Genomic DNA, 22848 nt, shown 5'->3' on the forward strand with positions numbered 1-22848 from the left:
ATTTCTTCGGGCTCGCAGCATCCGGCGGAGGCTGCGATGCTGGTGGACTATCTCATCAACGACGGTGACGCCGGCACGATTCTGGGCACGGAGCGCGGCATTCCGGCGAACAACGGCATCCGCGAATCCTTGGCGAAGGACGCCGTCGGCACGGACAAGCTGTCTCTCGATTTCGTTGACGCCATCAAGCCGACCGTGGGCAAGTCGCCGGCCGTGGTACCCAACGGCGCCTCCGAACTGGACAAGATGATTGTGCGGTATCAGCAGGATGTGGTGTTCGGCAAGCGCAAGCCGCTGGATGCCGCCAAGTCGATGATCGCCGAACTGCAGGAGTCCATCGACTTCGCTTCGTGAGCCGTTCTTGGCTCCCCTCAGAGAAGGGAGCCAAGAACGGCGGCGGGACTCACACCCTCGCGCCGTCGTCGTAGAAGCCGCCCTTGTCGCCGGGGCGATCCTTGCGGTTCAAGGCCTTGACGATGAGCCCGCCCAAGCCGAGTATGGTGCACAGCCCGAATGCGATGTTGAGCAGCGCGCTCACGACTGGGATTCCATAGAGGCTCGGCACCAGCACCATCACGATGGTGCCCGCCAATCCGATGACCAGCAATGCCACCAGCAGTGCGGTGGAGGTTCTGACCGGGCCGAGCTCCGGGTTCGGGGGAGTGAAGCCGCCGTCATCGTACTGGTCCATCACATCATCGGTGTCCAGCCAGCTCCGACCGGTGAAATCGCGCGGCCCGCGTTGCGGGTTGTCCCCGTCGCCCCAAGTGCTTCCTGCGGCCCCGCCGTCGTGCGAATCCCCGTTCGGGATGTCGGTGCGGTTGCGTGAAGTGCGCTTGCCGCCGTGCAGACGGTCGCGTAGGCTGCCGCCCAGCCCGCCGCCCAACGGCTTCGCGTCATCGGTGAACACACCCATGTCGAGGTCGTCGACGGACAGCAGCGCCTCCTTCTCGCGGCGCTTCGCCTGCTTTTCGAACTTCCTGGCCTGCCGCGAGGAGGCCACGTCATGGAGATCGGCCTTGTGCTCGGCCTCGAACGCCGCCCACGCCTCGTCGAGGTTGCCGAGGTCAGCTGGGGCCGGGGAACCGGACGGGGATGTGCCTGACGCCGAGGCGTGCGCCGGCCCGCCGGCGGGGACTCCGGCCGAATTGCCGGGAATCGCACCGTCATTCGGCGTCGGTGTTGTGGGCTCGTCAGCCGCGTTGGTATTGTTGAGGTCAGTCATATATACCACTGTAATCTGTCGCCCCACCGCGCAGGGAGGGAAACGCCAAGTGCTGTACTGGTTCTTCGTCAAGGTCTTCGGTCCCATTGCCCGTCATCGTCTTGGCCCCACTGTCACGGGCCTCAACAACGTGCCACGCACCGGCGGCGCCATCATCGCCGCGAACCATCTGGCCGTCATCGACGATGCGCTCATCCCGATCACCTGCCCGCGCATGGTGCATTTCATGGGCAAGGCCGAGTATTTCGAGGGCAAGGGCATCAAGGGCAAGTTCAAGAAGTGGTGGTTCACGTCAGTGGGTGTGTTCCCGGTGGACCGTTCCGGCGGCAACAAGTCGCTTGGTGCGCTTGAGCATGCGCGCGAGATCATCGAGGACGGCCACCTGTTCGGCATTCACATCGAAGGCACGCGCAGCCCCGACGGTCGCATGTACAAGGGTCACACGGGCGTGGCGCGTCTGGCGCTGGAGACCGGTTGCCCGATCGTACCGACCGCCATCATCGGCTCGAATCTGCTGCAACCCATCGGCACCACGATTCCGAAGAAGGGCCGCACCCAGGTCAAATACGGCAAGCCCATTGATGTGGAGAAGAAGCCGGCCGACGAGATCACGCACGACGATTTGCGCGCGCTCACGGACCGTGTATCCGCCGCGATTCGTGAGATGAGCGGGCAGGAATACGTGAACGAGTACGCCCAGAAGGTCAAGGCGGAGCTCAAGGCCGCCAAGGAGGCCGAGGCCGCAAAGGCCGCCGATGCCGGTACCGCCGAGTCGGAGTCCGGGGAGGCTGGCAAGTAGTTCTGTCTGGCTCCTTGAACTTGCGGCTCGCTTGGCCGGGCCACAATGCAATCCGATAGGGGACGTCACGATGCCTTGCCGACGATAACGGGACGAAACGTAACTTTCCAACGACATGATGTTACGTTTCGTCCCGTTTTGGCATGGTCAAACGGCACGAAACGTAACATGGCATCGTCGCTGACTTACGTCTCGTCCCATTTGGCTGAGGATTATCCCACGAAGTCTTGGCATCATCACGAAGTAATGGACAATCAGAGCCATCGGAATCAAGCGACAATTACCGGATTCATCGATTTCCCTCGGAATCTGCGGAATCCGAGAGAAAGCACACCGGTCACACCACGGTGAGGGTGATGGTGGTCGGGGTGCCGTTCTCGTCGCGCAGACGGACCGTTTCGCCGGCCTTGGGGCTCTGCACGCGCACCTCATGGGTGATGTCGCCCAACGGCGCCGACTTCTTCACTGTGAAGCCCAGCTTCTTGAGCTGTGCGGCGGCGTCGTCGTACTTCATGCCCACCACGTTGGGCAGCACCGTGGTTTCCGGGCCCTTGGAGACCACGACGTCCACCGTGTCGCCCCACTTGAGCTGAGCGCCGGCCTGCTGCGAGGCGGAGATGACCTCCCCGGCCGGAATCTTGTCGTCGTATTGCTCGGTGACGTTGGCGGTGAGCTTGAGCTCGCTCAGCGCCGCCTGCATCTCGTCCTTGGTCTTGCCCACGATGTCCGGCATGCTCACCGGCATCGGGCCCTTGCTCAACGTGACGGTCACCTCGGCGTTGTGCTTGGCCGTGGTCCCCGGATCGGGGGAGATGGTCAGCGCCGCGCCTTCGGGCTTGTCCATCGAGTACTCGTCCTTGGACGAATCATGCTTGACGTTCGTGAATCCGGCCTTCTTCAAGGCGTCGAGCGGGCTCTTGCCGTTGGCGGAACTCGCGTCGAGGATGTCGGCGGGGATGGTGGCCATTCTGATACCGCGGGAGACCACGATATCGAGTTTCTGGTCGTGCCGTTTGCTGATGCGGCTGTTCACCACCGCATCGTCGCCGGCGACGGATGCCGAGACGATCTTGCCCTCGGCGACGTCATCGCTGTATTCCTGCGTGGTCTCGTAGGGGATGCCCAGCGCCTTGAGCGTGCTCTCATACGTGGTCCAGTCGGCGCCGGTCAATGGGCATGCAGTGCCGTCGGCCGAGCAGGTGACATCCTGCGGCTGCGGCACGTTCCAGTAGCTGCCCGGTCCGGCGAACCACCACCAGCCGCCTCCCGAACCGATCAGGGCGAGCACCAGCACGACCACCATCGTGACGATGAATGGCGCGCGCTTCCACCAGGGCTTCGCGATGACGACATCGTCCGCATGCTGACCGATTTCCGGCGTTCCGCCATCGGATGCGGACACGGACCCGTCCGCGCCCGTGATGGCCTGGGCAAACGGGTCGAGCGGGGAGAGCACCTGCGTTTCGCTACCCGGCTGCGGCACGGCCTGCGTCTTGCCGGGGTCGATGGCCGTGGTGGGTGCCACCGGAGGCGCAGGGGGCACCGGAATTTCCTGGGACGTCGGCTGCGAGGACGGGGAAGCGGGAACGGCGGTGGTGGCAGAAGTGCCTGAGGATGCACCGGCACCACCACCATTCGCCTTGGACGGGAGTGTGGTGTCGTTGATGTCGCCCGCTTCTGCGGCAGCCGCATGCTGGGAAGCGGCGCCCGCAGGCGAACCGATGGCGCCCACCAGCGCCGGGGCGGTGGCATCGGTCCGTCCGGTGCCTGTCGGTTCGGTATGCAGACGGTACTGCCACGCCGGCATTGGCAGTTTGGCGGCGATTCGGCGCAGCTCCTCGGCTGCGGTCATGCCGTCGACGGGCCGGTCCTCGACCCTGCGCGCGGTCAGATGGGCGATGAACGCCGCCACGGACGGGTCGATGCCGGGACACACGGTCGCCACGGACGGCACGTCCTCATGCACATGTTTGAACACCAGCGTCACCGGATTGTCGGAGTCGAACGGCACCTTGCCGGCCAGCATCTCCCATGCCATGATGCCCACGGAATACAGGTCGCCCTGTGCAGTGGCCTGGTTCTTCTCAATCATCTCGGGCGCCAGATAGGCGGCCGTGCCCAGCAGCATGCCGGTGGAGCTCAGCGTGGCCTGGCTGGCGGCCTTGGCCAGACCGAAATCGGTGATCTGCACATGCCCGCGGTCGTTGAGCAGGATGTTCTCGGGCTTGATATCGCGGTGCACCACGCCGATGCGATGCGCCGCGGCGAGTCCGTCCAGCGTCTCCGCCACCACGCGCAGCGTCTCGCGCACCGAGAACGTGCCCTGAGCGTTCATTTCGTGGCGCAGATTCACGCCATGCACGTATTCCATCACCAGAAAATCAAGACCGTTGTATTCGCCGGTGTCATAGACCTGCACCACATGGGGATTGGCGATCGCGGCCGCGGAATTGGCCTCGCGGCGGAACCGCTCCACGAATTGCTGCCGATGCGGGCCCTGCGCGAGCTGCGTGTGCATGACCTTGAGCGCCACGGTGCGTCCCAGACGCTCATCCACGGCCTCGTAGACGGTCGCCATGCCGCCCTCGGCGATGTTGCGCACGATGCGGTAGCGTCCCTCGATCATTGGTGCGGGCTCGTTCTCACTCATGTTGTGCTGTTCGGTTCCTTTGAATCACTGCTGAACATGTTCAGTCTACATGGGCCGGGCTACGCATGCCGGGGAGGATTGCGAAGAATTCACCGCATCGATTCGGGCACGAACCGGGCGCATGCGTCGGTGAGCCTCCGCTCGCGCTCCCCGGACAGGCCGAGGGCGGCGATGGCCGTGCGGGATTCGCGCCAGAGGCTCCCGATGCGTGCGCGCGACCGCTCGATGGCGCCGGTGGATTCGAACAGCGCGATCGCGCGCGCCACCTGCTCCTCACTGCGATGGGATGCCATGAACATGGCGATGAGCTCCTCTCGCTCGTCCGCTCGCGCGCCGGCCAACGCGTCGGCCAGCAGCACCGTGTGCTTGCCTTCGCGGATGTCGCCGCCCACCGGTTTGCCGGTGTTTCGGCTCGAGCCGATGACATCCAGCAGATCGTCCGCCAACTGGAATGCGACGCCGAGCGGCCCGCCGATGGCCAGCGCGTGGGCCCGCGCGCGCTCCGGGGCGAAGCCGGCGGCGAGGAAGGCGAACAGCAGCGGTGCGATGGTGGTGTAGCTGGCGGTCTTCCAGCGGAACACGTTGAGCGAGGCGTCGGCGAGCGCCTCCGGGTCGTCCAGCGGGGTCATCTCCACGCCCAGATCGAGCACCTGGCCGATCTCCACCTCGCGTTGCATGGTGAGGAACGCCTCGTCGATGGATGCCGCGTTATTGAGCCCTTGCGAGGCGCGTCGCGCGATCTCGATGCACGCGGTGGCCAGGATGTCGCCCAGCATCAGGCCGAGTCCACGGCCGATGACCCCGCTGTGCACGGCATGTTCGAGCGCGCGGTGGGCGCTCGGCTTGCCGCGGCGCAAATCGGACTCGTCGATGATGTCGTCATGCACCAGCGCCGCCGTCTGGAACACTTCGATGGCGCAGGCGAGATCGGCCATCGACGCGCGTTCGGGGTCGGCAGAGTCGGCTGGGTCGGCAGCGTCGGCGGCAGTATCCGCCCGCAGCGCGTCGAACGCGGCGAGCGTCAGCAGCGCGCGCAGCCGCTTGCCGCCCTCGCTGGAGGCCACGGCCTGCTCGACGACCTGGTCCATCACCGGTCGGAGCGCGGCGGCCACCGCCCCGGTGGCGGGGGCGTCCGTCAATTCACGCACCAGTTCGACGATGCGCGGTTCGATGATGGCGAGGTCATGATCGGTTGTCCACATGCCTCTAACTTATCCACAGGGTATGGAGAACACAAGAACGTTGGAAAATCAAGGGTCGCGAAGCTGGAACCACATGACCGGATCGGAGCGGCGCCATCTCCGTTGCCGCGCCATAGTGGGCATCACGCCCCAATCCGGGCGGGCGCGGCCGGAGAACCGGCGCCGCGCATAGCCATGCATGGGCGACAAACCATGCGTCGTCAAGGAGGACAACATGTCATATGAAATGCCATACGAGCAACCGCACGCTTCCGCACGCGGCGGCCGCGGACGGCGCCCGCGCGAGACGCGACCGGACCGGTCCCGCGCCGAGGAGCGTTGCTTCGACGAATACCGGGAGCAGGGGCGATATCTGGACTTCGCATGCGAGGACGGGGAGGAGTTCATGGACCCGTTCGACTACGACGAGCTTGAGCGCATGGTTGCCGAATTCCGCGAGGACCGTCACCGTCGCGGCATTCAGGCGGCCAACGCCGACTGGGTGGACGAGCCCCTGGACGACTGGCTCGAGGGGCTGGACGGGCGCAGTCCGGTGGAGCGTGGCACGATGATGGCCCTTGTGGCAGGGATGCGCGAGACCCTGTCGATCCGGGACGCGCTCATCCTGTCCCTGGTGATCGACGAGCGGCACTGTCCGAAAAGCCAGCTGATGGAATTCGCCGCGCGCCCGCATCAGGCGCGCACCAAACGCACCATGAGCCGGCTGCTGACGTGGGCGTTCGAGGACGAAGGCATCGTGCCGGACATGGACCGTTGCAGTACGGGCGTCGATCTGATGCTCGAGATGGCCATCGCCGCGCCGGTGCCGTACTGCGTGCAACCGTTGGCGGTGGCCTCCTACGTGCTGTGGTGGATGGGCGAGCCCAAGGCGATGGAGTTCGCGTTGCAATGCCTGTTGCTCGACGAGGACTGTTCGCTGGCCGCGATGATCTTCTCGGCGGCCGACAGGGGCGTGGCGCCGGCATGGTGCCAGACCGGAAGGCCTTCGATGGGCGGATAGTCGTATAGGTGCCCGGCACGGGCCGAATGGCGGACGCGGAGGCGCGCCGCCGGGCTGTTCCCACGGTTCCGGCGGCGTCCCGACGCGATCGCTGCGGGAATAATCGTCCGTAGAGGGTGGTTTACTCACATAGTTGACGATTTGCCCTTGCCAGAAGTGGGCCCATATGGTATACGGGCCCACGGCGAGAGATCAGGAGGAGCAGTTTTGGCCACGAAGGAAACGACGGCAACCAAGCAGGCAACCGATTCGAGCGAAGACACGGAGAAGAAGGCCAGCTCCAAGACCACGACGCGCAAGACCGGCGCGCGCAAGACCACACGGTCGGCCAAGACCGAGACCAAGGGGCCGGCCCGGAAGACCACGCGCAAGATGGCCGCCAAGAACACCGCCGAGGACGAGCCCAAGGACGAGAAGTCCCAGCTTGACGCCGACCTCGACGAGGATGAGGACGTGGACGACGCCGACCTCGACGTGGATGACCTCGACGAGGACGTGGACGACGTCGACGCCGAGGACGACGATCTGGCCGAGGAAGAGGACGAGCAGGACGACGACCTCGAGGATGAGGACGTGGACGACGAGGATGAGGAGGAGTCCAAGCCGAAGACCCCCGAAGTGCCCAAGGAGAAGGGCGCCTACGTGGTCTCCGACACGGACGACGAGGATGAGAACATCATTCCCGCCGGCAATCCGAAGCGTCGTGTGATCTCCGCGGGCGCCACCGCGGACCCGGTCAAGGACTACCTGAAGCAGATCGGCCGCGTGAGCCTGCTGAACGCCGAGCAGGAGGTGGACCTCTCGGAGCGCATCGAGGCCGGCCTGTACGCCCAGCACCTGCTCGACACCGAGAGCGACAAGATGGACTTCAAGCGCAAGCGCGAGCTCAAGTGGGCTGCCGCGGACGGCAAGAAGGCCAAGGACCATCTGCTCGAGGCCAACCTGCGACTCGTGGTCTCCCTGGCCAAGCGGTACACCGGCCGTGGCATGCTCTTCCTCGATCTGATTCAGGAAGGCAATCTGGGTCTTATCCGCGCTGTCGAGAAATTCGACTGGAAGAAGGGCTTCAAGTTCTCCACGTACGCCACATGGTGGATTCGTCAGGCCATCACCCGCGCCATGGCCGATCAGGCTCGCACCATCCGCGTGCCCGTGCACATGGTGGAGGTCATCAACAAGCTTTCCCGCGTCCAGCGCCAGATGCTGCAGGACCTCGGCCGCGAGCCCACGCCCGACGAGCTGGCCCGCGAGCTCGACATGCCGGTCGAGAAGGTTCAGGAGGTGCAGAAGTACGGTCGTGAGCCGATTTCGCTGCACACCCCGCTCGGCGAGGACGGCGATTCCGAGTTCGGCGATCTCATTGAGGACACCGACGCCATCGCCCCGTCCGACGCCGTGGCGTTCTCCCTGCTGCAGGAGCAGTTCAAGCAGGTGCTCGAGACGCTCTCGCCGCGTGAGGCCGGCGTCATCAAGATGCGCTACGGTCTGGAGGACGGACAGCCCAAGACCTTGGACGACATCGGCCGCGTGTACGGCGTGACTCGCGAGCGCATCCGCCAGATCGAATCCAAGACCATGTCCAAGCTGCGCCACCCGTCCCGTTCGCAGACGCTGCGCGACTTCTTGGATCAGTGATCGCGCCGCTTGGCAGCGCGATCACGCGAGGAGCCGGACAGTCCAGTGGACTGTCCAGCGACGGAGCCATCCGTTGGACACGGCTCGGTAGGTGATTACGCGAGGAACCGGATAACTCGGTGGGACATCGGGCGCGGAGCCATCCGTTGGGCGACCGCTCGGCAGCCACGGTCACGCGAGGAACCATCCGTCGGCAGTCCATCCGACAGGTTGTCAGCGGACGGAACCGTCCGTTTTGGCTTCCCCGCCCGGCGGGGATGCCTGATGTGTGTAGAGATAGAAAAGGACTATGGCCACAGAAGAATACGGCGCCAAGGACCTTGCCGTCCTTGAGGGTCTGGACGCGGTACGCAAGCGTCCCGGCATGTACATCGGTACCACCGATTCCCAAGGTCTTATGCACTGCCTGTGGGAGATCATCGACAATTCGGTGGATGAGGCTCTGGCTGGCTTCTGCACCAATATCGTCGTGACGTTGCACACCGACGGTTCCGTGGAGGTGGCGGACAACGGCCGAGGCATCCCGGTGGACAAGGAACCCAAGACCGGACTGTCCGGCGTGGAGGTGGTGCTCACCAAGCTGCACGCCGGAGCGAAGTTCGGCAATTCCTCGTATAACGCGGTCGGCGGCCTGCACGGTGTGGGCTCCTCGGTGGTCAACGCCCTGAGCTCGCGACTCGACGTGGAGGTGGACCGCGAAGGCAAAACCCATCACATGGCTTTCCACCAAGGCCATCCGGGCGTCTACACGGACGCCGACCCGGCCAATCCCTCCCCGGATTCACCATTCAAACGCACCCGCAAGAACCGTCCGACCGAACTCGAGATCATCGGCACGGTGAGTCCCAAGACCACCGGCACCCGCATCCGCTACTGGGCGGACCCGGAGATCTTCAACAAGACCGCCGAGTTCTCATACGAACAGCTCGTGGACCGCGTGCGTCAGACCAGCTTCCTGGTGCCGGGGCTCAAGATCGCCATCGTCGACGAGAATGTGCCGGACGAGAACGTGTCGGAGACGGGCGACGGAGTCTCGTCCGAAACGATTGAGCCGTCGGCCGCGGAGGATTCGTCGGGCGCCGGCGCGAAAGCCGATGCCCCGGAGCCGACATCCGGGGCGGACGCTCGGATTGTGGACGTCCCATCCGAAAACGGTTCGGACGGGAGCGAGGGGAATGCCACTGACGCCGGCGAACGGGACGAGGACTTCTCCTTCGGCGCATCCGGCGAGATGTCCGACGGCGCGTTCGGCGAGCAGCCGGCCCACCCGCGCGTCGTGGAGTTCCGTCATACCGGCGGTGTGAAGGATTTCGTGGACTTCCTGTCCAAGGGAGAGCCCATCTCCGACATCTGGCGCATCCAAGGCGAGGGCACCTACAAGGAGGAGACCCAGGCCGTGGGCGAGGGTGGCGAGCTGCACGCCCAGGAGCTCGAACGCACCTGCGGCATCGACATCGCCCTGCGCTGGGTCAACGGGTACGACACCGTGATCCGCAGTTTCGTGAACATCGTGGAGACCCCCGGTGGCGGCACGCATGTGGACGGCTTCATGAACGCCATCACCAAGCAGATTCGCAAGGCCGTGGAGGACAACGCCCGCAGGCTCAAGGTGAACCTCAAGGACTCCGCCATGAAGGTGGAGCGCGACGACATCCAGGCCGGTCTCGTCGCCGTGGTCACCGCGCGCGTGGCCGAACCCCAGTTCCAGGGCCAGACCAAGGACGTGCTCGGCACAGCCCAGGTCAAGCCGATCGTCACCCGCATCACCGACAAGCAGTTCGGCGAGATGATCACCGGCGCCAAGCGCGGCTACAAGGAACAGTCCGGCCGCGTGCTCGAGAAGATCGTGGGCGAGATGCATGCGCGCATCCAGTCGCGCAAGGCCAAGGAGGTCACGCGGCGCAAGAACGCGCTCGAATCCGCGTCGATGCCGGCCAAGCTGTCCGACTGCCAGCCGGGCAACGACGACGTGGCCGAACTGTTCATCGTGGAGGGCGATTCCGCACTCGGCACCGCCAAAGCCGCGCGCAACGCGGGCTTCCAGGCGCTGCTGCCGATCCGAGGCAAGATCCTCAACGTGCAGAAGGCGTCCATCACGCAGATGCTGTCCAACAAGGAGTGCGCGGCCATCATCCAGGTGGTGGGCGCCGGTTCGGGCCAGAGCTTCGACATCGAACAGTCCCGGTACCACAAGATCATCATGATGACCGATGCCGATGTGGATGGCGCGCACATCCGCATCCTGCTGCTCACGCTGTTCTACCGGTACATGCGTCCGCTCATCGAGCATGGCTACGTGTATGCGGCCGTGCCTCCGCTGCATCGCATCGCGCTCACCGGCTCGCACAAGGGTGAGTACCTCTACACGTATTCGGACGACGAGCTGGCCGACAAGCTCGCCGAATTGGATGCCAAACACATCGGCTATGCCGACGACATCCAGCGATACAAGGGGCTGGGCGAGATGGACGCCGACCAATTGGCCGACACCACCATGGACCCGCGCACGCGCATGCTGCGCCGCATCCGCATGGAGGACGCCGCGCAGGCCTCCGAGGTGTTCAGCCTGCTCATGGGCGACGATGTGCCGCCCCGCAAGCAGTTCATCGTGGACAACGCTGACGACTTCGATCGCTCCAAGATCGATACGTGACGGATGGTCACAGTCGGATTCCGGATTGCCATGTGCCGCATCGGCGGCTCCGGCGCTCCTGCTGATGGCTGATGACCGGTGGCGCCGGCATGCGGGTTTCGACCGTGGGCCGGCGCCACGTCGTTGTCAGCCGCAGGTCACGTCCTGCTTGGGCGCCTCGCCCTTCGTGAGATAGTCGTCCACGACATCAGCCACGCAGGAATTCGTGCGGGAGTAGGCCGTGTGTCCTTCGCCCTTGTAGGTGAGCAGCACGCCGGAGCTCAGCAGATTCGCGAGATTCACCGCCGACTGGTAAGGCGTGGCCGGGTCGCCCGTGGTGCCCACCACGAGGATCGGGTCGGCGCCGGGCGCGGAATAGTCGAGCCGTTCGATGTGGGACCGGTCCTGTCTCAGCGCCTCGCAGCCGATGTTGCCGTACGCCATGAACCGGCCGAACGTGGGCGCCCTATCATTGAGTTCCTTGGCGATCTCCGCCTCTTTGTCCATATCCGAGGTGGCGGGGTCGTCCAGACAGTTGACGGCCAGATTGGCCTCCATCGAATTGTCCGTGTAGGTGCCGTTCGGCGCACGGCCCAGATACGTGTCGGCCAGGAACAGCAGCGTGTCGGCCTTGCCTTCGGAAGCGAGCTCGCCGAACGCCTTCGTCAGATACGACCAGTTCTCCTGCGAATACAAGGGCATGATGATGCCGTACATCATCGTGACGCTGTTCACCGTCTTGCCGCTGGACGTGGGCCACGGGCGGCGGTCCGCCTCCGACAGCCACGATTGGATTCGCTGCTTCGCACCGGCCGCGTCCATGCCTTTGAACGGGCAGGCGCTACTGCCGTTCCCGTCGCTGTCGTCGCTTCCACCATTCGTCCCGTCATGCTTCAGGCAGTCGTCGAGATACGAGGTGAGTGCGTTCTCGAATCCGACCGCCTGCTCGATGGTCGAGGTGGACGCGTCCTCGGCGGGGTTGATCGCGCCGTCCAGCACGATGCGGCCCGTCTGCTTGGGGAACAGGGCCGCATAGGTGGAGCCGATGTAGGTGCCGTACGAGAATCCGAGATAGTTCAGGTAATTCTGCCCGGCGAGCGCGCGCATCATATCGAGGTCACGTGCCACGGACTGCGTGTCAACGTGGTCGATGATTCCGCTGCTCGACGCGCGACAGGCTGCGCCGAACCGGTCGGCGAGCGCACGGCTTTGGTCGATATTGCCGGCGGTGATCGGGTCGGCGAGGAAGTACTCATCCAGCAGCTTCGGATCGTCGCCGCAGGTGACGGGCGTGGAGTCGGCCACGCCGCGGGGATCGAAGGCGATGATGTCGTAAGACCCGCGCAGGTCGTCGGTCGCGGTGTACTTGACGAAGTCGTTGAGCCAGTCCGCGCCCGAAGCTCCGGGGCCGCCGGGGTTGACGAACACCGTGCCCATGGCCATATCGTCGGCGAAATGGATGGCCGCATGCAGTTCGATGGGACTCGAATTCGGGTCGGACCAGTCGGACGGGGCCTTGAACGTGGCGCAGGCGTCGCCCTGATCGCATGGCTTCCACGAGTAGCCCTGCGTATAGTACTTGTCGAATGCGGCGCCTACGGAATCGGGCCGCGCGGCTGGGGCGGGAGCGGGGGTGGTGCCATGAACGGTCATGTCGTCGATGTGGAAGCTGTTGACATAATCGCCGGCCGAGCGGATGAGCGCGCCCACGCCCTTGGTGATGCCGAAGATGATGGCGATGTTGAGCGCGATCGCCACGACGATGGCGATGACAATGACGAGCCAGGTCGGCATCCTCCGCCGGGGCGGCGTCGGCGGTACGGCGGAGGATGCCGAGATCGGGGAGACCGGCGGTACCGGTGAGGTCGGCGGTGCGAACGATGTCGGCGGCATGGGCCGTGCCGTTTGACCGTAGGGTCGGGGCGTCTGGACGTGCGGGCCGTTTGGCTGCGTGGTGTATGGCTGTTCTGGAGATTGTGGGGATTGCCCGGATCGCGGTGAAGCGGATGGACCGTATGAAGGCTGCTGTGGTTGCTGCGGCTGCTGCGGGGTTGGGGCGCTCATACCCCCAGTTTAGCGTTCCACGACATGATTACCCAGTCCGGATTGCTCAGCCCCAGCGCCACCCACCAGACGAGTACCAAGATGAATCCGACGACGATCAGCGGCAGACGTTCGCGGAAAAGACGGACCAGCGCCAGCAGCAGGATGACCGCGAGCAACGCGATGAACGTCAGCGACAGCCACCTGAGCCAGGTCATGCCATAGGCGGCGATGTACAGGCCCAGACGGGTGGCCGAGGAGGCAAGCATCACGACGGTCGCCGTGATGAGGCCGATTTCGAGGCCGATCATCGTTCTGGTGCGTGGCGCGAACGTCATCACGACGCCGTAGCCCGCCAGATTGAGCGCGGCCACGAACAGCAGCTGGAAGAAGCCCTGACGCGCGTATTCGGCGTACGTGTAGCCGGCAGGCAGACCCGCGCCAGCGAACAGGAACGTGAACTGGATGATGCAGAACACGGCGTACAACGTCAGCACGAGTCCGAGCACCACCGCGGCAATGGTCGGGTCGAACGGGCGGCGTCGCTCGGCCCGCCGCAGGCCGTCGAGTTCCGGCTCCGTGGTTCGGGTTTCCACGCTCGCCAGCAATGAGAACAGGAACGGCGCGGGGATGACGACCACGGCGGCATGGAAGAGGAACCCCGTGAGGTCGATATGTTCGAACATGTGGGTCACGCCGTAGGCGAACACCTCGTCCGCCTGCATGAGCAGCGGGGTCAGCAGGCAGAGGATCGGCAGGCTGATGAGCAGCGCGATGCCGATTTTGCGCAGTGTGGTCTTCGGCGATCGCGACGTGACATCGTTGCCATCCGGATGTGTCGCCGTATCGACGAGCCGTGCGAGCGTGTCGATGAGCAGCGGCCAGCGCGAGAACGGGCTGACCGTCCATCCGAGGAACCAGTCCGCGATCAGCGTGGCCGGACGACGGATGTCGAAGGTGGCGCTCGACAGCTGCAGAAACAGCATGAGTAACGCCGGCAGGGCAAGGTAGCCGGTGATCAGCGAGTACCAGAAGTTCGGCGTCGGGCCGGAGGCGTTGCGCCAATCGGCCGCCAGTGAGGCGTCGTTGACGATCAGCCATGACGCGCAGAACACGGCGACGGCGCCGACGATCCACCACATCGGCGTGCGTCGGGCCCTGCCGGCGAACAGCAGGACACCGGTCGCGAGGATGACAAGGCAGAGGACGCCCCATGGAAGCCAGCCGGTGGAGCCTGCGCCGCTCGCAAACGAAGGAGGGGCGATGATGAGCCGGTCGAAGACGAACGGGATGACGAGCGCCGCGGCGATCAGGGCGCTGCGACGGCGCATTGAAGGCGTCGGCACGGCGGATGATGCTTCATTCGGGAGCGGTGACTCCGCGGGCGGCGTGTCCGCAGACTGCGCGGTCGCGGATGGGGTGGTTGCGGATTGGGAGGCTGCGGATGGGATGGTGACGGATTGGGTGGTCGCGGATTGGGTGGTCGCGGATGGGGTGGTTGAGAGCGATGCGGAGGCGCCCGCTTCGGGGGTCGTGCCTTCTGGATGTTGCTTGGTGGTGGTGCTCATGCCCACATCGTATGATATCGATATTCGATATATGTCTATCGTAAAACGATTCTTCACAGTTGTTTCATATCGAATTTCGATATGCTGTGCGGCTGCCTTGCGGCGTCGGCGGTGCCGCGCGACCGTGACGTGCGCGGTTGCGTTGCGTGACGCCTGCGCCAGAGGTTGTGGTGCGAGATAATGTACGTTCGTCCGCGTGTTGGCTAGTGACCACTTGGTAATCTTGTGACATCGTTATCACAACGTTGCTTGCGACGATGGGAGGAATCGCGTAATGGCCAGTCTGCTGCTTGCGGTGATATATGTGGCGTTCATCAGCTTGGGATTGCCGGACTCGCTGCTCGGCGCGGCATGGCCGACCATGAGCCAGGACCTTGCGGTGCCGGTCTCGTGGGCTGGCGGCATCTCCGCGGTCATTTCGATGTTTACCATCGTCTCGGCGCTGCTGTCCGACCGTATGACGCTGCGTTTCGGCACGGGGCGCATCACCGCGGTCTCGGTGGCCTTGACCGCCATGGCGCTGGCCGGCTTCTCCGTGGCCCCGAACTACTGGGTGCTGCTGCTCATCGCCGTGCCGTATGGTCTGGGTGCGGGCGGCGTGGACGCGGCGCTCAACAACTATGTCGCCATCCACTACGAGAGCCGCCATATGAGCTGGCTGCACTGCATGTGGGGCGTCGGCGCCTCGATCGGCCCGTACATCATGGGCTACGCGCTCTCCAACGGGCAGGGGTGGCCGTGGGGGTACCGGTACATCGCCATCCTGCAGATCGTGCTCACGGTGATCCTGGTGCTGAGCCTACCGCTATGGAAGTCGCGCGGCCGCGCGGTGGCCGAGGTAAATGGCGGTGACAGCGCGGCCGGTGAGAGTGCCGGGGCCGACGCGACCTCGCCCGCCGGTGTGGAACGCAAGCCGCTTGGCGTGGCCGGTGTGCTGGCGATCCGTGGCGCCAAGGAAATCCTCATCATGTTCTTCTGCTACTGCGCCATCGAGAGCACCGCCGGCCTGTGGGCGTCCAGCTACATGGTGATGCACGCCGGCGTGGACAAGGTCACGGCGGCCAACTGGGCCAGCCTGTTCTACGTGGGCATCACCGTGGGACGTGCGCTCTCCGGATTCCTGACCATGCGGTTCCGTGACCCGGTGATGATCCGCATCGGCCAGGTGCTGGTGCTCCTCGGCGTGGTCACGATGTTCCTGCCGCTGCCGCATCACATGGGCGTCGTGGCCGGTCTGATCATCGTAGGACTGGGTTGCGCGCCGATCTACCCGTGTGTCATCCACTCGACGCCCGCGTATTTCGGCGAGGAGAACTCCCAGGCTATCGTGGGCGTGCAGATGGCCTGCGCCTATTTCGGCACGCTGCTCATGCCGCCTTTGTTCGGCGTCATCGCCCAGTATGTGACCATCAGCCTGTACCCGTGGTATCTGCTGCTGTTCCTCGTGCTCATGGTTGTCATGCACGAACGCCTGCGCAAGCTGCGTGGCTGACGCTCCCGATGCTCCTATATCGGCCGTCTCGAATCCACTTGGGCCCGCCCGCTACTATGCTAAGGGCCCATGGAAAACAGAGAAGAGCATGAACGTATGCCCGAACCGGTTCGGGCCCGATTGGAAGCGTTGGGCGAAGCGCCCACCTCGGTGATCGTGGTCGGCTCGATGAATGCCGACTACACCGTCACCACCAAGCGACTGCCCAAACCCGGTGAAACCGTCAATGGCGGTGCCATGCGGATTCTGCCCGGCGGAAAAGGAGCCAATCAAGCTTCCGCAGCCGCCCGCCTCGGCGCGAACGTGAGGATGCTGGGCGCGGTGGGGGAGGACGCCAACGCGGACTTCCTGATCGGCAAGCTCGACGAGGCCGGAGTGGACACCACCGACATCCTGCATGTGGAGGGCCCCAGCGGCACCACGCTTATCACGGTGAGCGCCGAGGGTGAGAACACCATCGTCTACTCGCCGGGCTCCAATGCCAAGGCTACCGCCGGATATGTGCAGTCGCACCGTGCCACCATCGCCGAGTGCGCGGTGTTGGGACTGTGCCTCGAAAGCCCGATCTCCACTGTGATCGCGGCCGCGGAGACCGCACACGACGCGGGCGTGACCGTGCTGCTCAACGATTCCCCGTTCATGGACGAGCTGCCCCACGAACTCGTGGAGGCCACCGACATCCTGCTCGTCAACCAGCATGAGGTGGCGCAGCTGCTCGGATTGCCGGACGACGGCGGCACCGATTACGACTGGTATGAGGTGACATCGCGCTTCACGGACTACGGGTTCGACCGGGCCATCGTGACGCTCGGCGCCTCCGGTTCCATCGTGATCGAGGACGGGCGCTGGCACCGCGTCTCCGCCGTGCAGGTGGATGCCGTCGACACCACCGGCTGTGGGGATTCGTTCATGGGCACCGTGCTCGCCAGCCTCGCCGCCGGGTACACGTTGCTCCAGTCCGCCCAGATCGGTTCGTACGTCTCCGCGTATGCCGCCACCAAACTCGGTGCGCAATCCGCATACGGCACCGTCGAGGAGATCGTCTCGTACTTCAGCTGACGCCACGGATTTGTTTCATCTAGTGGTCCGTCTCGTAGTTGTCTGAGTGGTGTTGGCCCCCTCTGACGAGGAGCTGTCAGCGAAGCTGACTGGGGGAGAGACAGAAGCTGGAGCACTTAATTATCTAAGAGACAGACCACTATCGGTCCATCTCATAATGAGACAATTCATTTCGGAAGGAGCGCGCACCGGGGCGTCCTGGTGTGCGCTCCTTCCATAACCGGCACCGCGACGCGGTGATGTCCGCGGGTGTTCGATATAATCGAACATATGTACGAAAGCTTGAGTCTGTTCGCCGAACCCACACGGGTGTGGTTCGAGCGCGCCTTCGGCGGTCCCACCGAGGCGCAGGCTCAGGCGTGGCCGGCGATCCGGTCGGGGCGTAACGTGCTGGTCATCGCGCCCACAGGTTCCGGCAAGACGCTGGCGGCGTTCCTTTCGGCGATTGACAGGCTGATGGTCTCACCTCGTCCGAGACACGGCCGCAAAGGTGTAAGGGTGCTCTACATCTCGCCGCTCAAGGCGCTGGCGGTGGATGTGGCCAAAAACCTCGAACGGCCGCTCGAGGGCATCGCCGCGCAATGCGAGGCGCAGGGGATGCCAGCTCCCACGATTTCCGTCGCCACCCGTTCGGGAGACACCACCGCACAGGAGCGGCGGCGTATTGCATCCCATCCGCCGGACATTCTTGTCACCACGCCGGAATCGTTGTATCTGCTGCTCACCTCGAAGGCCGGTCGCATCCTCTCCACCGTCGACACGGTGATCGTGGACGAGATTCACGCCGTGGCGGGTACCAAACGCGGCGCCCATTTGGCGTTGAGCCTTGAGCGGCTCGAACGGCTGGTCGGGGAATCGCGCAGGCGCGAGACGATGGACCGTGACGGCGGTGATGGGGATGCCGATGATGGTCGCACTGGTAGCGATTGCATGGTGCAGGATGTTCCCACTGGCAATGCCTGCTCTGCTGGAAATCCGATTGCTCAAGGCCGAAGCGGCGTGAAAGTGGTCCCCGCGGAATCCGATGGGCTTGCATTGGGTGGCTCCGCACCGGGTGAAGGGACGTCGCGTGCGCTTGCGGAAGATGCGTCCCCGTTGCAGCGCATCGGTCTGTCCGCCACGGTGAACCCGCCCGAGGAGGCAGCGCGGTTTCTGGGCGGCGGGCGGCCCGTGACCATCGTGAATCCCGGCGGGCGGCCCGCCATGGCTCTGCGCATGGTCGAACCGTTGGCGGATATGCGCGACCTCGATTCCGCCAATGCGTCGCAACGCGCGGGAGGCGTGGAGGGCGGCCGTGCCGCGGCGCCGCACATTAGCGGTGTCACACCCGCCATGCAGCGGCTCGCCGAACGCATGGGGTTGCCCGGATCACATGCCGGCGGATTACCGACCGATGATGAATCTGGGAGCGTGGGTGCGTCCGGCGGCGGGCGGGCGGACTTCTCCGCGATCGTCGGTGCGCGCGGCGACCGCACCTCGGGTTCGATTTGGCCGGTGGTGGAGCGCAGCATCCTCGATGAGATCCTCGCGCACCGCACCACGCTGGTGTTCGTCAACTCGCGTGGCGTGGCCGAAAAGCTCACCGCACGGCTCAACGACATGTACGCCGAAAGCCGTCACGGCGCCGTGCCGGCGGATTCCGGCCATGCCGATGGCTATCCCGGCTCTCCCGAAGGCCGTGAGGGCTTCGCCGCGCATTACGACGCCGTGGTGGGGTCCACCACCATGCTGGTCGGCTCGCATGAGGGCGAGGACGTCATAGCGATGGCGCATCACGGCTCGGTTTCCAAGGACCGCCGCAAACTCATCGAGGAACGGCTCAAACGCGGCGAACTGCGCTGCGTGGTGGCCACCTCCAGTCTCGAACTCGGCATCGATATGGGTTCGGTGGATCTGGTGATTCAGGTCGATACGCCATTGTCGGTGTCCTCCGGATTGCAGCGTGTGGGCCGTGCCGACCATCAGGTGGGCGGCGTTTCGCATGCGTTGTTCTATCCGCTCACCCGTATGCAGATCGTCACCGGTGCGGCGAGTCTGGAGGCCATGGCGACCGGCGACATCGAGCCGCTCGCCGTACCCAGGAACCCTCTCGACGTGCTGGCCCAGCAGACCGTGGCCGCCGCCTCGATGCATGATCTCGATGCGGACGAATGGTATGCCACGGTACGCAGGGCGGCGCCCTTCGCCAAGCTTCCACGAGATATGTTCGATGCGGTGATCGGCATGATGTCCGGCGCCTACAACGCCGAGGAATTCTCCGCGTTCAAGCCTCGCCTGATGTGGAACCGGGAGGACGGCATCATCTCCGCCAGACCCGGCGCGCAGAAGATCGCCGTGACCTCCGGCGGCACGATACCCGACCGTGGCCTGTACACCGTGGTGTTGCCCGAGGCGGATGCGGGCAAGGGACAGCGTCGCGTGGGCGAGCTCGATGAGGAGATGGTCTACGAATCGCGCGTGGGCGACGTCATCACACTCGGCACCTCCACATGGCAGATTCAGGAGATCACGCGGGACCGCGTGGTGGTGACACCGGCACCGGGCCGTACCGCACGCCTGCCGTTCTGGCACGGCGAGGGCGCCGGCCGCGACTACGGCTTCAGCCGTACGATAGGCCGGTTCCTCCGCGAAACCAGCACTGGACTTGTTTCTGCTTCCAGCCTCTCGCACAAAGACAGTGAAACGATATCCGGCACCCCTCTCCGAGAAAAGTTGAAAGATGCGATGCCCCACACCGGGGAAGCAATACCTGGCGTCCCTCTCCGAGGGGAGCTGTCTGCGCAGCGGACTGAGGGGAGTAACGAGAAAACCCCCATCACAGCAACCACTCCATCCTCTCCCGCCTTCGGCACGGCTATCCTCAATCGACTCCGCCGCGACGGTCTCGATGACAACGCCATCAGCAACCTCGCCCGACTGCTGGCCGAGCAGCGCTCCGCCACGGGGATGGTCCCCGACGACCGAACTCTGGTGGTCGAACGCATCCGTGACGAGGACGGCGGATGGCGAGTCGTACTGCTCAGTCCCTTCGGCCGCCGTGTGCACGAACCATGGGCCATGGCCATCAGCCGCCGACTCGCCACCCGTTACGGTTTCGACGGTCAGGCCTACGCTGCGGACGATGGCATCGTGATTCAACTGCCGGATGGCGAAGGCCATATCCCCATGGCGGACCTGTTCCTGTTCGACCCCGAAGACCTGAGAGCGGACGTGGAACGTCAGGTGGGCGAGTCCGTGCTGTTCGCCGCCCGATTCCGCGAATGCGCCGCCCGGTCACTGTTCATGCCGCGTTCCGATCCCGGCCGTCGCGTGCCTCTGTGGCAACAGCGGCTCAGGGCCGCGCAACTGCTGCAATCCGCGCGTACGGCCAAAAACTTCCCGTTGCTACTCGAAACGGCCCGCGAATGCCTCCAGGATGTCTACGACATGCCCGCGCTCGACGAGGTGATGACCAAGCTTCAATCCGGTTCTATCGTCGTGAAGGACATGGAAACCGACATGCCATCGCCATTCGCCGAGAACATTCTCTTTGGCTTCGTCGGCGCGGTCATGTACCAGTACGACCAGCCGCAGGCCGAACGCAGCGCGCAACTGCTGTCCCTTGACCCGCAGGTGTTGGAACGGCTTCTGGGCTCCACGAACATGGCGCAGGTGCTGGACCCGGACGTGATTCGCGACGTCGAACGGGAGCTTAAGGAACACACCTTCTGGAACGAGCTCGCGGATGACGACCTGACCGGACGCGTGACCCGTTACGCCAAGACGCATGGTCCCTTCACTGTGGAACGGCTTATCGCCGATCTTCATCTGACCCCCACGGATGCCGTGCATACGCTGGATGCGCTCGCCGCCAAGGGGGAGCTGTTGCAAGGGAATTTCATGGATGCGGATTCCACTGATGCGGATTCCGGTGGGATGACGTCGGCGGGTAGCGGCGACGCGGCGGTCCAATGGCTGCACAAGGACGTTTTCCGCCGCATACGCTCGCGGTCGCTGGCCAAAGCGCGCAAGGCGGTCAAGCCGGTCGAACCGTCCGCCTACCAGATGTTCCTGCTTGACCGGCAAGGCGTAGGGCCAGTGGGCGGCGAACGGTACGAGGGCGCGGACGGGCTGATGCGTGTCATCGAACAGCTCGAGGGTGTGACACTGCCCGCCGTGTTGTGGGAATCCTTCGTCTTCCCCGCCCGTGTGCGTGATTATCAGCCGGCGCTATTGGACGAATTGCTGACCTCCGGCGACGTGGTCTGGGTCGGGTCCAAAACCGGTGCCACCGGTGCGCTGGAGACCGGCGAGGTGGCGTTCCATCCGGCCGACTCGTTGCTTCTGGACTCAATGCATTCCGGCCTGGCGCCATCAGCTTCATTGCCATCAGGCAAGGTATCGTCGAGTTCAGCGCCGTCGGGAGCGGTGTCATCGGGCTTGGCGCCGTCGGGAACTGCGCCGTCGGGAACGAGACCGCCGGGGCAGGGCGGTCCGGACGGGCCATCCGTCACCATGCCCGAATCGATACTCTCGGTGCTGGATTCCGGTGGAGCCTTCCATGCGCGGCAATTGGCGGATGCGGCCAAGCGTGTCTGGAACGAGACCGCCGCACCGGACATCGACCCGAACACCGGCGAAATCATCCCGCAGGAGTGGAGCGAGCGGCAGTTCAAGGATGCCCTGTGGAGTCTGGTATGGCAGGGGAAAGTCACCAATTCCAGCTTCGCGCCCGTGCGCGCGCTCGCGGAAGGCGCGGGGAGCTCCCGGAGGGCCACAGTCTCGAGAAGACGGGGACGGGTGGTTCCGATTCGTCGCGCCGTTACGGATATGACGCTGGGCGGCCTATGGTCGGCTGTGCCCGATACAAACCATGAAGTGGAGGGCGCGCAGCAGGAACAGGCCGAGCGCATGCTCGCGCTGATCGATGCGCTATTGGATCGCTATGGCATCATCGCCCAGCCGCTGATCGATCGCGAGAACGTGCCCGGAGGATATTCCGCGTTGTACCCAGTGCTCAAACGTATGGAGGAGCATGGCCGTCTGGTCCGGGGCATGTTCGTACGAGACTTCGGCGCGGCACAATTCGCCGAACGTGAGACCGTGGACGCGCTGCGGCATCCGTTGGAGGGGCGGTTGCAATCGGTGGTGGCATTGAGCGTGCTTGACCCGGCGAATCTCACCGGTACCGCCATCGGCTGGCCGGCCGTCGCCGCCAACGCCGCCAAGCCGGTCAGACGCGCCGGTTCCGTCGTGGTGCTGGGTGTGCAGGGCCCGATGCTGTATGCCACGGTCAAATCCAAACGGCTCACGGTATTCGACCCATCGGATCATCAGGATGCCATGACCGATAGCGGTGACCGGTTGCGGCGGGCGGCGTCCGAACTGGTCTATGCGCTCAAACGGGATGGTTCCGGAACCGTGACCTTCGCGGACGTCAACGGCGAACCGTTGAACGCCCGCCACCCCTTCGCGCGCATCCTCCATCAAGTCGGCTTCGTCCCCGTCCCCCAGGGCATGCGCCTATACTGACATCACCGCGATGATGTGTTCCGAAAACCGGC

At 64.7% G+C, this 22848-nt stretch carries 14 protein-coding genes; 9 read left to right on the forward strand and 5 right to left on the reverse strand.

Annotation, left to right across the window (positions count from 1 at the left end):
• Positions 1-354: hypothetical protein (locus BG22_RS10805; protein ID WP_219846929.1), on the forward strand; the 354-nt coding region annotated here is incomplete at its 5' end.
• A gap of 49 nt (positions 355-403) precedes the next feature.
• Here the strand turns inward: BG22_RS10805 and BG22_RS04450 are convergent.
• Positions 404-1225, reverse strand: coding sequence for a hypothetical protein (locus BG22_RS04450; RefSeq protein ID WP_140493646.1), 822 nt, complete (start codon positions 1223-1225; stop codon positions 404-406).
• Positions 1226-1274: 49 nt separating this feature from the next.
• On the opposite strand from BG22_RS04450, the gene BG22_RS04455 reads away from it, so the two are divergent.
• Positions 1275-2024 carry a 1-acyl-sn-glycerol-3-phosphate acyltransferase gene (locus BG22_RS04455; protein ID WP_140493647.1) on the forward strand — a complete coding sequence of 250 codons (750 nt, stop codon included), beginning with the start codon at positions 1275-1277 and terminating at the stop codon, positions 2022-2024.
• A gap of 337 nt (positions 2025-2361) precedes the next feature.
• On the opposite strand, the gene BG22_RS04460 is transcribed toward BG22_RS04455, so the two are convergent.
• Together BG22_RS04460 and BG22_RS04465 are read right to left on the reverse strand one after the other, a co-directional pair.
• Positions 2362-4674 (reverse strand): PASTA domain-containing protein, encoded by a 2313-nt coding sequence (locus tag BG22_RS04460; protein ID WP_140493648.1) that lies wholly within the window; start codon positions 4672-4674, stop codon positions 2362-2364.
• 89 nt (positions 4675-4763) lie between these two features.
• Positions 4764-5876 (reverse strand): polyprenyl synthetase family protein, encoded by a 1113-nt coding sequence (locus tag BG22_RS04465; RefSeq protein WP_140493649.1) that lies wholly within the window; start codon positions 5874-5876, stop codon positions 4764-4766.
• 385 nt (positions 5877-6261) lie between these two features.
• Here BG22_RS04465 and BG22_RS04470 point away from each other — a divergent pair, with 385 nt between their 5' ends.
• The 3 genes from BG22_RS04470 to BG22_RS04480 all read left to right on the forward strand — a co-directional run bounded on the left by BG22_RS04470 (position 6262) and on the right by BG22_RS04480 (position 11164).
• Entirely contained in the window at positions 6262-6876 is a 615-nt protein-coding gene (locus tag BG22_RS04470) for a DUF4192 domain-containing protein (protein ID WP_308810456.1), read from the forward strand.
• 207 nt (positions 6877-7083) lie between these two features.
• Positions 7084-8511, forward strand: coding sequence for an RNA polymerase sigma factor (locus tag BG22_RS04475; protein ID WP_140493651.1), 1428 nt, complete (start codon positions 7084-7086; stop codon positions 8509-8511).
• Between the two features lie 289 nt (positions 8512-8800).
• Positions 8801-11164: a type IIA DNA topoisomerase subunit B gene (locus BG22_RS04480; RefSeq protein ID WP_140493652.1), complete on the forward strand. Its 2364-nt coding sequence runs from the start codon at positions 8801-8803 to the stop codon at positions 11162-11164.
• 126 nt (positions 11165-11290) lie between these two features.
• On the opposite strand, the gene BG22_RS04485 is transcribed toward BG22_RS04480, so the two are convergent.
• Positions 11291-12937 carry an alpha/beta hydrolase gene (locus tag BG22_RS04485; protein ID WP_181163375.1) on the reverse strand — a complete coding sequence of 549 codons (1647 nt, stop codon included), beginning with the start codon at positions 12935-12937 and terminating at the stop codon, positions 11291-11293.
• On the opposite strand from BG22_RS04485, the gene BG22_RS10810 reads away from it, so the two are divergent.
• On the forward strand, positions 12912-13052 hold the full coding sequence (locus BG22_RS10810) for a hypothetical protein (RefSeq protein ID WP_181163376.1): 141 nt from the start codon (positions 12912-12914) through the stop codon (positions 13050-13052). The genes BG22_RS04485 and BG22_RS10810 overlap by 26 nt on opposite strands.
• 151 nt (positions 13053-13203) lie before the next feature.
• Here BG22_RS10810 and BG22_RS04490 read toward each other — a convergent pair whose 3' ends face one another.
• Entirely contained in the window at positions 13204-14754 is a 1551-nt protein-coding gene (locus tag BG22_RS04490; RefSeq protein WP_140493656.1) for a DUF4153 domain-containing protein, read from the reverse strand.
• 274 nt (positions 14755-15028) lie between these two features.
• Here BG22_RS04490 and BG22_RS04495 point away from each other — a divergent pair, with 274 nt between their 5' ends.
• The 3 genes from BG22_RS04495 (at position 15029) to BG22_RS04505 (ending at position 22816) form a co-directional block, all read left to right on the forward strand.
• Positions 15029-16246, forward strand: a complete 1218-nt coding sequence (locus BG22_RS04495; protein ID WP_181163377.1) for a sugar MFS transporter — start codon at positions 15029-15031, stop codon at positions 16244-16246.
• Between the two features lie 96 nt (positions 16247-16342).
• Positions 16343-17305, forward strand: a complete 963-nt coding sequence (locus BG22_RS04500) for a ribokinase (protein WP_140493718.1) — start codon at positions 16343-16345, stop codon at positions 17303-17305.
• A 270-nt stretch (positions 17306-17575) separates the two neighbouring features.
• Positions 17576-22816 carry a DEAD/DEAH box helicase gene (locus BG22_RS04505; RefSeq protein WP_140493658.1) on the forward strand — a complete coding sequence of 1747 codons (5241 nt, stop codon included), beginning with the start codon at positions 17576-17578 and terminating at the stop codon, positions 22814-22816.
• Positions 22817-22848 lie beyond the last annotated feature (32 nt).

Origin of the sequence: Bifidobacterium sp. UTBIF-78 (genome assembly GCF_006408945.1) — a bacterium.
Taxonomy (GTDB): domain Bacteria; phylum Actinomycetota; class Actinomycetes; order Actinomycetales; family Bifidobacteriaceae; genus Bifidobacterium; species Bifidobacterium myosotis.

What these genes read in the sequence shown, in the direction of transcription:
- BG22_RS04485 (WP_181163375.1), bottom strand. Translation starts at nt 12,937, where the DNA reads ATGCCGACCTGGCTCGTCATTGTCATCGCCATCGTCGTGGCGATCGCG.
- BG22_RS04460 (WP_140493648.1), bottom strand. Translation starts at nt 4,674, where the DNA reads ATGAGTGAGAACGAGCCCGCACCAATGATCGAGGGACGCTACCGCATC.
- BG22_RS04480 (WP_140493652.1), top strand. Translation starts at nt 8,801, where the DNA reads ATGGCCACAGAAGAATACGGCGCCAAGGACCTTGCCGTCCTTGAGGGT.
- BG22_RS04490 (WP_140493656.1), bottom strand. Translation starts at nt 14,754, where the DNA reads ATGAGCACCACCACCAAGCAACATCCAGAAGGCACGACCCCCGAAGCG.
- BG22_RS04500 (WP_140493718.1), top strand. Translation starts at nt 16,343, where the DNA reads ATGCCCGAACCGGTTCGGGCCCGATTGGAAGCGTTGGGCGAAGCGCCC.
- BG22_RS04465 (WP_140493649.1), bottom strand. Translation starts at nt 5,876, where the DNA reads ATGTGGACAACCGATCATGACCTCGCCATCATCGAACCGCGCATCGTC.
- BG22_RS04505 (WP_140493658.1), top strand. Translation starts at nt 17,576, where the DNA reads ATGTACGAAAGCTTGAGTCTGTTCGCCGAACCCACACGGGTGTGGTTC.
- BG22_RS04470 (WP_308810456.1), top strand. Translation starts at nt 6,262, where the DNA reads ATGGACCCGTTCGACTACGACGAGCTTGAGCGCATGGTTGCCGAATTC.
- BG22_RS04495 (WP_181163377.1), top strand. Translation starts at nt 15,029, where the DNA reads ATGGCCAGTCTGCTGCTTGCGGTGATATATGTGGCGTTCATCAGCTTG.
- BG22_RS10810 (WP_181163376.1), top strand. Translation starts at nt 12,912, where the DNA reads ATGACAATGACGAGCCAGGTCGGCATCCTCCGCCGGGGCGGCGTCGGC.
- BG22_RS04450 (WP_140493646.1), bottom strand. Translation starts at nt 1,225, where the DNA reads ATGACTGACCTCAACAATACCAACGCGGCTGACGAGCCCACAACACCG.